This window comes from Actinomadura fibrosa, assembly GCF_900659615.1.
In the GTDB taxonomy this organism is placed as follows: Bacteria; Actinomycetota; Actinomycetes; order Streptosporangiales; family Streptosporangiaceae; genus Spirillospora; species Spirillospora fibrosa.
In genome coordinates, this window is record NZ_CAACUY010000307.1 from 1 (window position 1) to 9,259 (window position 9,259).

General features: G+C 72.8%; 9 protein-coding genes. 4 read left to right on the forward strand and 5 right to left on the reverse strand.

The genetic code is table 11. The features are described 5' to 3' along the window. From E1300_RS43990 to E1300_RS44005, 4 genes are all read left to right on the forward strand, one after another. On the forward strand, positions 1 to 532 hold a 532-nt coding region (locus E1300_RS43990), incomplete at its 5' end, for a flippase-like domain-containing protein (protein WP_131763220.1). Between the two features lie 123 nt (positions 533 to 655). Beyond that, positions 656 to 1,723: an LLM class flavin-dependent oxidoreductase gene (locus tag E1300_RS43995; protein WP_131763221.1), complete on the forward strand. Its 1,068-nt coding sequence runs from the start codon at positions 656 to 658 to the stop codon at positions 1,721 to 1,723. Continuing rightward, complete coding sequence (locus tag E1300_RS44000; protein WP_131763222.1) at positions 1,720 to 2,799, forward strand: phenylacetate--CoA ligase family protein; 1,080 nt, start codon at positions 1,720 to 1,722, stop codon at positions 2,797 to 2,799. The genes E1300_RS43995 and E1300_RS44000 overlap by 4 nt, the downstream gene beginning before the upstream one ends. A 9-nt stretch (positions 2,800 to 2,808) precedes the next feature. Then, positions 2,809 to 4,431 carry an AMP-binding protein gene (locus E1300_RS44005; protein WP_131763223.1) on the forward strand — a complete coding sequence of 541 codons (1,623 nt, stop codon included), beginning with the start codon at positions 2,809 to 2,811 and terminating at the stop codon, positions 4,429 to 4,431. 9 nt (positions 4,432 to 4,440) lie between these two features. Here the strand turns inward: E1300_RS44005 and E1300_RS44010 are convergent, their stop codons facing one another. The 5 genes from E1300_RS44010 to E1300_RS44030 form a co-directional block, all read right to left on the reverse strand. Next, entirely contained in the window at positions 4,441 to 4,851 is a 411-nt protein-coding gene (locus tag E1300_RS44010; RefSeq protein ID WP_131763224.1) for a Zn-ribbon domain-containing OB-fold protein, read from the reverse strand. Continuing rightward, the gene (locus E1300_RS44015) at positions 4,848 to 6,005 is read right to left on the reverse strand and encodes a thiolase C-terminal domain-containing protein (protein WP_131763225.1); all 1,158 of its coding nucleotides are present in this window, start codon (positions 6,003 to 6,005) and stop codon (positions 4,848 to 4,850) included. The genes E1300_RS44010 and E1300_RS44015 overlap by 4 nt, the downstream gene beginning before the upstream one ends. 22 nt (positions 6,006 to 6,027) lie before the next feature. Next, positions 6,028 to 6,546 carry a flavin reductase family protein gene (locus tag E1300_RS44020; protein WP_131763227.1) on the reverse strand — a complete coding sequence of 173 codons (519 nt, stop codon included), beginning with the start codon at positions 6,544 to 6,546 and terminating at the stop codon, positions 6,028 to 6,030. 567 nt (positions 6,547 to 7,113) lie between these two features. Continuing rightward, positions 7,114 to 8,337, reverse strand: coding sequence for an ROK family transcriptional regulator (locus tag E1300_RS44025; RefSeq protein WP_131763228.1), 1,224 nt, complete (start codon positions 8,335 to 8,337; stop codon positions 7,114 to 7,116). Beyond that, complete coding sequence (locus E1300_RS44030) at positions 8,337 to 9,095, reverse strand: ATP-binding cassette domain-containing protein (protein ID WP_131763226.1); 759 nt, start codon at positions 9,093 to 9,095, stop codon at positions 8,337 to 8,339. The genes E1300_RS44025 and E1300_RS44030 overlap by 1 nt, the downstream gene beginning before the upstream one ends. Between the last annotated feature and the right edge of the window lie 164 nt (positions 9,096 to 9,259).

Here is a 9,259-nt window from a genome sequence, read left to right on the forward strand (position 1 = left end):
TCCGCGGGTCGCGCCGCACGCCGAGCGGCTGGCGGGCGCCCGCGACGTCCTGCGGCCGACGGCCGCCGACTGGGCGGCGCTCACCCTGCTCGCGGCCCTGAACTGGGTGTTCGACATCCTGGCGCTGCTCGCGGCGGCGCGCGCGGTCGGCATCGACGTCGACCCGCACGGGGTCGCCCTCACCTACTTCGCGGCGCAGGCGGCGGGCAGCGCCCTGCCGCTGCTGCCCGGCGGCCTCGGCGCGATCGAGAGCAGCATGGCGGCGTCGCTGGTCGCGTTCGGCGCGGCGCTGTCGCCCGCCGCGGCGGCCGTCGGCCTGTACCGGCTCGTGTCGTACTGGGCGGTCGTCGCCGTCGGCTGGATCGCCTGGGTCGTCCTGCACGACGGCCCCCGGGTGCCGCAGCGCGTCAGGAGCAGGCTGGCCGGGGCGGGCCGGCTGATGTCGGACGGCCTCATGGCGGCCGCCTTCGTGACGCCGTACTCCGCCGTCCCCGCTCCCGCTCCCGCTCCGGGCGAGTGCCCCCGGCGCTAGCCGCTCTTCCCGCCCTGGTGACGGCGTTAACGCCGTGCCGGGCGCCCTTCCGCGACTTGTTGCGATGGTCGGCTGCTGCTAGTGTCCCAAGCGAGCGCTTGGTCATACACTAACGGAGGCTCGATGACGTCCCTACGGGTCAGCCTTGGCTACGAACTCGAGGTGCGCGGACGTTCCCGCGAGGTCGAACGCCGGGCGTTCGCGAACGTGATGGACCAGGTCGTGCTGGCCGACCGGCTGGGCTTCGACACCGCGTGGTTCGTCGAGCACCACTTCACCCGGGGCTTCTCGCACTCCTCCGCGCCCGACCTGGTGCTCGCCGGGATCTCCCAGCGGACCGAGCGGATCCGCCTCGGCCTCGGCGTCGTCCTGCTCCCCTTCCAGTCGCCCATCCGCACCGCCGAGCGCGTCGGCACCCTGGACGTCATCTCCGGGGGCCGGGTGGAGTTCGGAACCGGACGGGGCGCGTCGCCGCTGGAGTACCAGGCGTTCCAGCGCCCCTTCGAGCAGTCCCGCAAGCTGTGGGAGGAGTCGCTGGAGGCCGTCCTCGCGATCTGGAACGCCGACGGGCAGCCCGTCTCGCGGTCGAGCGAGTTCTTCGAGGTCCCGGACGTGGCCGTCTACCCGCGCCCGGTGCAGGAGCCGCACCCGCCGGTGTGGGTCGCGTCGACCTCGCTGGACGGCTACCTCGCCGCGGCGAAGCAGGGCTACAACCTCCTCGGCATGACGATGCTCAAGGGGCTCGACGAGGTCGCCGAGGACATCGCCGCGTACAAGCGGTGCCTCGCCGAGAACGGCTTCGACCCCGAGTCCCGCCGCATCGCGCTGATGATCCCCTGGTACGTCGCGCCGACCCAGCAGGAGGCGGTCGACACCGCCGCCGACGCCGTGCTGTGGTACCTGCGCCGCCAGATCAACCTGGTCGCGCCGCCCGACTACACCGACGCGCGGCACGCCACCCACCGCGTCCTCGGCCAGCAGGCCGTCGGGATGCCGCCGGAGGAGGCGATGCGCATCCTGCGGGACGAGACCATGGTCGTCATCGACGACGTCGAGGGGTCGCGCAAGGCGGCCGAGCGCATCGCCGCCGCCGGCGCCACCGACCTCATCCTCCAGGCGCAGGTCGGCGGGCTCGCCCACGAGAACGTCTGCGCGTCGATGGAGCTGTTCATGCGGGAGGTCGCGAAGTGACCGCCTGGATCACGCGCGCGGCGTTCCCCGCCGGACGGGGCGCGGCGGGCCTGCTGTCCGTCTCCCCCGAGGCCGACGTGGTCGCCCCGCTCGCCGGACCGGACCGCGACACCGCCCGCGACCTCGCCGCCGAGACCCTGCGCGCCGCCGGGATCGGCCCGTCCGACCGCGTCGTCGTCGCGCTCAACGACGACGGCGAGCCCGCCGGGTCGCTCGTCGCGCAGGCCGCCGCCGACGTCGCGCAGGCCGCCGCGTCCGTCGGCCCGCGCGGACGGATGCGGCTCAACGCGGCCCTGGAGGCCGTCGGCGCCACCGCACTCGTCGCGACGCCCACGGGCGCGATGGACTTCCTGGCCCGCCTCCACCTGGAGTTCCTCCTCGACCCGCTCGACCTGGAGCTGCGGCACATCCTGCTCGTCGGCGAGATTCCGTCGCCGAACACCGCCGCGCAGCTCGCGAGCGAGTTCGAGGCGTCGGTGCGGGAGCTGTACGCGGACCCGTTCCTCGGCGTCCCGATCGCGCAGCGCGCACCGTCCGACGCCGTGCTGACGCCGATCCGCGACGGCCTGCTGGGGCTCGCGCCGCCCGGCAAGGACGCGCTCCTCGACGCCCCGTACGAGGAGGGCCTCGCCGAGATCGTCGTCACGCCGGCCTGGCACTCCACGCTCGGCGGCGCCGCGCTGCGCACCGGTCACGCCGTCCGGCTGACCGGCGGCGAGCCGGGGGTTCCGGCGCCCGCGCACACCGTCGGGGAGCACGTCCTCGTCCGGGGCCGCTGGCTGTCCGTCCCGAAGATCGCCTCGGCGCTCGCCCGGATCGACGGGCTCGCGACATGGGACCTGCGGATCCGGCGGGAGGGCACGCTCGACGCCGCCGCGCTGCACGTCACGTTCACACGCGACACCCTCGTCAAGAACCCGATGTGGAGGTCGCGCATCGCGCAGGCCCTCTACGCGCTGACCCCCGTGTCCGTCGACGTCGTCGTCGAGCCCGAGGTCTCCGAGGACCGGCGGCCCGGCACCGTCACCGACGAGCGCGGCCACCACCTCGGCCGCGACCGGTCCCAGCTGTCCTAGGAGCCGCGGATGGACCTCCAGCCCGTCCCCGCGTGGGGCACGATCCCGCGCATGCTGCGGGAGCAGGCCGCCGGCCACGGCGGCGTCGAGGTCGTCGCCGCCGGCGACACCCGGTTGACGCTCGCCGAGCTGGCCCGGGCGGCGGCGGAGACGTCCCGCGCCCTCATGGCGCTCGGGGTCTCCCCCGGCGACCGGGTCGCGGTGTGGGCGCCGAACACCCCCGAATGGGTCGTCGCCGCCTACGGCGTCTGGGACGCGGGAGCGGTCATCGCCCCGCTGTCCACCCGCTTCAAGGGCCTGGAGGCGACCGGGCTGCTCCGCAAGGTCGGCGCGAAGGTGCTCCTCGTCGCCGAAGGGTTCATGGACACCTCCTACCTCGGCATGCTCGCGGACACCGCCGGCCCGTCCACCGAAGGCCGCCCCTACCGCGACCTTCCCGACCTGGAGCACGTGGTCACGTTTCGCGGCTGCCCGGCGTCCACCCAAGCCCTCTCCTGGACGGACTTCATCGCGGGCGGCACATCCGTCTCCACCCAAGCCTCCGAGGAACGGGCCCTCGCGGTGACGGGGGACGACCTCGCGTCGATCATGGCGACGTCCGGCACGACCGGGGCCCCCAAGGGCGTCATGCTGTTCCACTCCCAGCTCCTGCGCGGCTACTGGGACTGGTCGGAGATCGTCACCCTCCGCGAGGGCGACCGCTACCCGATCATCGCGCCGTTCTCGCACGGCTTCGGGATCAACGCGGGCCTGCTGGCCTGCGTCCTGCGCCGTGCCACGATGATGCCGATCGCCCTGTTCAGGCCCGACGAGCTCATGGACCTCATCGAGCGGAACGGCGTCACGATCCTCGCGGGCGCCCCGCCGATGTTCTTCAAGATCCTCGACGAGCTGGACGGCCCGTCCCCCCGCGACGTGTCCTCGCTGCGCGTCGCGATTTGCGGCGCCGCCGCCGTCCCGCCCGAGCTGATCCGCCGCCTCGCCGACCGCGTCGGCCTCGAACGCATGATCAACGCGTACGGGCTGATGGAGGGCACGGTCGTCTCGATGACCCGCCCCGAGGACCCGGTCGAGGTCATCGCGGGCTCCACCGGACGCGCCGTCCCCGGCGTCTCCGTCCGCATCGTCGACGACGACGGCAAGGACCTCGGCCCCGGCGAACCGGGCGAGATCCTCGTCGGCGGGTACGGCGTCATGCGCGGCTACTGGGACGACCCCGAGCGGACCGCCGAGGCCGTCGACGCCGACGGCTGGCTCCACACCGGCGACATCGGCACCCTCGACGAGCAGGGCAACATCGCCATCGTGGACCGGAAGAAGGAGATGTTCATCGTCTCCGGCTTCAACGCCTACCCGGCCGAGATCGAGGGCCTCCTCCTGCGCTGCCCCGACGTCGCGCAGGCCGCAGTCATCGGCGTCCCGGACGACGCGACGGGCGAGGCGGGCTGGGCCTACGTCGTCCCGCCGCCGGGCACCGAACCCGACCCGGACGCGATCATCGCCTGGGCGCGCGGCAACATGTCGAACTACAAGGTCCCGAGGCGGGTCATCCTCGTGGACGCCCTCCCCGTCAACGCCAACGGCAAGATCGACAAGCCGTCCCTCCACACCCGCGCCGCCGCCGAAGGCTGAGCGAGGCGCTCACCGGCGGGGCCGCCAGTTGACCAGGGTCTGGTCGCCGTCGTCCACGAACACGGCCTCGACGGGCAACCCCACACGAAGCTCGGCGACGTCACCCTCAACCAGATTGCCGTACATCAGCAGGTCATCACCCTCGTCCAACCGGACGAGCAGCACCGGGAACGGCACCCGCTCCGCCATGGACCGCATGAAGACCTGATGGTTGACGACCCAGCTGTAGACCCGCGCGCGCCCGCTCACCGGCGTCCACTCCCACGACCGCGAACGACAGCGGTTGCAGACCGCCCGCGCCGGGAACCGCAGCGTCCCGCACCCCCCGCACCGCTGAACGGTCAGCTCGTGCCGCCGCACCGCCTCCCACCACGGCGCCGAGTCACGGTCGACCTCCGGCACGACGAACCCCGCGCTCACGCGTCGCTCCTCAGGATCAGCGCGGACGTCCCGGCCAGCACGTAACCGGGCTGCGCGGTCGAGAGCGCGACCTCCGCGCCGGGCACCTGCCGGTCCCCCGCCGTCCCGCGAAGTTGCGCGACCGCCTCCGCAACATGGTTGATGCCGTGCACGTACCCCTCCGACAAGAACCCGCCGTGCGTGTTGACCGGCAGGGAACCGTCCAGCGCGGTGGCACCCGACTCGACGTACGGGCCGCCCTCGCCCTTGCCGCAGAACCCGTAGTCCTCCAACTGCACGACCACCGAGTAGGTGAAGCAGTCGTAGATCTCGGCGACATCGACGTCCTCGGGCCCGACCCCCGCCATCGCGTACAGCCGCGGCGCGATCCGCGCGGCCTCGGTGACGGTGAAGTCGGTACCGGTCCCGGAGAAGAAGCTGTCCCCGCCTCCCCACGCCGCCCCGGACACGAGCACGGGCGTGTGCCGCAGATCCCGGGCGCGCTCCCGCGACGTCACCACGACCGCGCAGGCGCCGTCCGTCTCCAGGCAGCAGTCGAGCAGCCGCAGCGGCTCGGCGATCCACCGGGACGCCAGATAGTCGTCCAGCGTGATCGGATCCCGCTTCAGCGCCCGCGCGTTCTTCACCGCGTTCGCCCGCTGCTGCACCGCGACGGCCCCGAACTGCTCGTGCGTCGTGCCGTACTCGTTCATGTGCGCCCGCGCGAACATCGCGAACTGCTGCGGCGGCGCGAAGTACCCGTACGGCGCCTGGTACTGCACATCGAAGATCGGCGCCGGCCCGCGTCCCGTCCCGCCCATCCGGAACTCCGACCGCGCATTGATCGCCCGGTAGCACACCACGGTCTCGGCGACCCCGGACGCGACCGCCATGGCCGCCTGCCCGATCACCGAGTGCGAGACGCTGCCCCCGCCGAACTGGTCCAGATACCACGACACCTCGGGCACACCCAGCGCGGGCGCCACCACCCAAGGCGGCGTCGAGTCCCCGACCCGGTGCGTGGCCAGCGCGTCCACGTCGTCCACGCCCAGCCCGGCATCGTCCAGCGCCGCGAGGATCGCGTCAACGGCCAACGTCAACGTGGAGACCCCGGAGTCCTTACTGAACTCCGTATACCCAACCCCGACAAGCGCAGCCCGGTCCCTGAATCCCAAGGGGTTCCTCTCCGCGTTGACGTCAGACGAAGCGGCCGTAACCGCCCTTGTAGAAGAGCAGCGGGTCGCCTTCGTGGTACTTGTCCAGGTCGTGGACGCGGGCGACGACGATGACGTGGTCGCCGGCGACGTGCTCCTGCTCGACCGAGCACTCGATCCAGGCCAGGGCGCCGTCGATGAGCGGGCTGCCGTTCGGCGACTCCGTCCACTCGATGCCGGCGAACTTGTCGCCGCCCTTGATGGCCAGGCGCTTGCAGACCTCAAGCTGCGGCTCGCTGAGGATGTTGATGCAGAGCCGGTCGGCACCCCGCAGCCGCGGCCACGTCGTGCTCGTGTGCGCGACGCAGAACGCGACGAGCGGCGGGTCGATGGAGACGGAGGTGAAGGAGTTGGCGGCCAGGCCCGTCGGGCGCCCCGTGCCGGTCTCGATGGCGGTGATGGCGACCACGCCGGTCGCGAACCTGCCGAGGACCGAGCGGAAGCGCGCGCCGTCGATGTCGGTCACCGGCGTTCCCGCCGAGCCGTTGGGCGATGCCTGCATGGAGAGGTCCATTCCCTGGCCGGCGGGTCGCGCGGCCGGGTGGCCCGCCAGGGCGGCGGCGGAGGCTCCGTGGCCCATCTGACCCGATCCCTTCTCTTAGCCAAGCGCTTGCTTGGACGATAGGGCCGCACGAATCACGATGTCAAGCGGATACGGCGTGCGCGCGCCCCATGCCCACTAAAGCCGCTGTTCAGGCGCACTGATTCCCAAAGCACCCGATCTAGGCCAAAGGTCCAGGCAGCACCTAGGTCAAGAGACCGAAGCGCCCGGCTGGAAGCGCCCCGGCGACCGTCGAGGAGGTGGAGCCGGACAGACCACAGCGTCTTGAGCCCGAGCCGCCAACGACCGGAACGTTGCGATCGCGTGCGAAGCCAGATCCGAGCTCGCGAGGATTTGATCGCGCAGCGAGCCCCTGGGCGAGCCGGAGCGATGCCAGCGATCGCCGCGCCGCCCGTTGAAGGAGGGCCCTCAAGGGCCTGACGCCAAGGGCGACGCAATAAACACAGCGATCGCCGCAGCGCCCGTTGAAGGAAGGGCCGCCAAGGCCCGACGCCAAGGGTGGTGCTGTTAAACACTCACTTCTGGGGCCTTCAGGCGGGCCAGGACTTGGATGGGGTCGTCGAGGACTTCGGCGAAGGCGAACTCGGCGGCGCCGACCAGGGTGGTGTCGTCGCCGAGGGCGGCGGTGCGGAGGCGGACCTTCTCGCGGGGGGCGGCGAGGGCGTCGGTGGCGAGGACGCTGCGGATCTGGGCGGCGGCGCCGAGGTAGATGTCGCGGAGGGTGCCGCCGAAGATGACGAGGCCGGGGTTGAAGACGTTGACGAGGTTGGCGACGCCGAGGCCGAGCCAGTTGCCGACGCGGTGGAGGGCCTCGCGGGCGACGATGTCGCCGCGGTCGGCGGCGTCGACGACGGCGCGGACGGCGTCGCGGCCGGTCTGGCCGGGGGCCTCCTCGCGGTCGGCGTGGGCGAGGAGGGTCCGCTCGCCCACCTCGGCTTCGAGGCAGCCCTGGGAGCCGCAGGCGCAGCGCCGGCCGCCGGGGTTGATGACCATGTGGCCGATCTCGCCGCCGAAGCCCTCGTCGCCGCCGAGGAGCCGGCCGCCGACGATGAGGCCGCCGCCGACGCCGACGTCGCCGTGGAGGTAGATGAGGTTGTCGATGCCGACGCCGGCGCCGCGGACGTGTTCGGCGAGGGCGCCGAGGTTGGCGTCGTTGCAGACGGAGACGGGGATGCCGAGGCCGAGGCGGCGGGAGAGGGCGTCGCCGAGGCGGAGTTCGCCGACGTCGAGGTTGGGGCCGAACATGATGGCGTGGTCGGCGCGGCGGACGGTGCCGGGGAAGCCGAGGGCGGCGCCGACGCACACGGCGTCGCGTTCGGCCTTGCGGACGAGGGAGCGGGCGCCGGCGACGAGGGTGCCGAGCAGGTCGGCGGGGTCGGAGTCGCGGGAGCGGGACGCCTCGCGGCGGTCGAGGACGACGCCGCCGAGGCCGACGCGGGCGACGACGAGGCGGTCGACGCCGACGTCGAAGGCGAGGACGTAGACGCGGGTCGACTCGGGGCGGACGACGAGGGACGGGCGGCCGGCGCGCCGTCCGGGCTTGCGCGGGAGTTCCTCGCGGACGAGGCCGGCGGCGGTGAGGTCGGAGGTGAGCGCCATGATGGTGCTGCGGTTGAGCCCGAGGGACTCGGCGAGCGTCGCGCGGGACGCGGGGCCGCGGAGGTGCACGAAACGCAGGAGGGTGCCGAGGTTGTGGCGCCGGATGTCCTCTTGTGACGGGCCGCCCTTCATCATCGGCGCAGTCCCAGCTCTCCGCTGACGCCCGAGGTGATGAGTTCGACGACCTGCCGGTGGGTGACGTCGGCGGTGCGCACCTGGGCCACCATGCGGCCGAGGTACAGCGTGGCGATGCGGTCGGAGACCGCGAAGACGTCGTTCATGTTGTGCGAGATGAGGACGACGGCGAGGCCCTTGTCGGCGAGCCGCTGGACGAGTTCCAGGACCTGCTGGGTCTGCGCGACGCCGAGGGCGGCGGCGGGCTCGTCCAGGACGACGACCTTGCTGTCCCACAGGACGGCGCGGGCGATCGCGACGGTCTGGCGCTGCCCGCCGGAGAGGGTGGAGATGCGCCGCCGGACGGAACCCATCGTGCGGACGGAGAGGCCGGACAGCGTGGTGCGCGCCATCTCCTCCATCGTGTCCTCGTCGAGGGCGAGTCCGCGGCGGCGCTCGCGGCCGAGGAACAGGTTCTCGACGATGTCGAGGTTCTCGCAGAGGGCGAGGTCCTGGTGGACGACCTCGATGCCGAGGGCGGCGGCGTCGCGGGGGCTGCCGAGCCGCACGGGGGTGCCGTTGAAGCGGTACTCGCCCGCGTCGAAGCCGTGGATGCCGCCGATGCACTTGACCAGCGTCGTCTTCCCGGCGCCGTTGTCGCCGACGAGCGCCGTGACCTCGCCGGGGTAGGCGGAGAAGGCGACGTCGTGCAGGACCTTGACCGATCCGAAGCTCTTGTCGATGCCGCGCAGGTCGAGGACGGGCGTCACTGACATTCCGAGGGGCTCCCACCGTGCCACGCCGCCGTCGCGCGCCGAGCGGTCGTGGCTGGTGAGCGTATCAGCCGCGCCGCTCCGCTCGAAAGCGGCGGGCGGCGGGCCGGAGGCGCCCGCGGCGGGTGCCGGGGTGCCGGGCGCGTGCCCGGGTGGGCCGGACGGCG